Annotated in this window: 1 protein-coding gene; it reads right to left on the reverse strand. The window is 57.3% G+C overall.

Annotated elements, in window-relative coordinates; all coding sequences use genetic code 11:
• The coding region (locus KBI52_RS00935) for a LysR family transcriptional regulator (protein ID WP_305797859.1) at positions 1-275 on the reverse strand (275 nt) is incomplete at its 3' end.
• Positions 276-548: the final 273 nt, after the last annotated feature.

A 548-nucleotide genomic window follows, 5' to 3' on the forward strand; every position in this document is an offset into this window, starting at 1 on the left:
GCAAGTGCTGGCATCGCAGCAATCCGCAGCGAACCGGCTGTTTGCTCCCGGAGTGCCTGCGCGAAGGCTCCGATACGCGAAAGCCCAACAAACGACCGCTCGACTTCCACGAGGAGGGCTGTCGCTTCAGCCGTGGGAACGACATGGTTCCCACGCCTCTCGAACAGGGTAAGCCCCGTTGCCCCCTCGAGGCTCTGGATGAGCCGACTGATTGCCGGTTGCGTGACGAACAGAGCCTCAGAGGCACTGGTGATGCTGCCCGTGAGCATCACCATGCGAAAGGCCTCGATTTGACGAGCACTGATATCCATTGGCGGCAGCCTAGCATAACATCAAGACATACTGAGATGAATAGATCTGATTTGACGTTATGCAAGCGCTCCTATCATTGTCTCCGGTGGAACATCGGGGATCAGCTTGAACAGGTTGGCTGGCTGATGGTCTCAAAGCCAGATGAGGAACAGAGAAGATGAACACGTTGGGAATCTTGGGGGCTGTCACCCTCAGCGTTCTAGCGGCTGCGAACGGAGCAGCGGCTCAGGAGAAGA

This window comes from Microvirga sp. HBU67558, from assembly GCF_018069605.1.
GTDB classification, from domain to species: domain Bacteria; phylum Pseudomonadota; class Alphaproteobacteria; order Rhizobiales; family Beijerinckiaceae; genus Microvirga; species Microvirga terrae.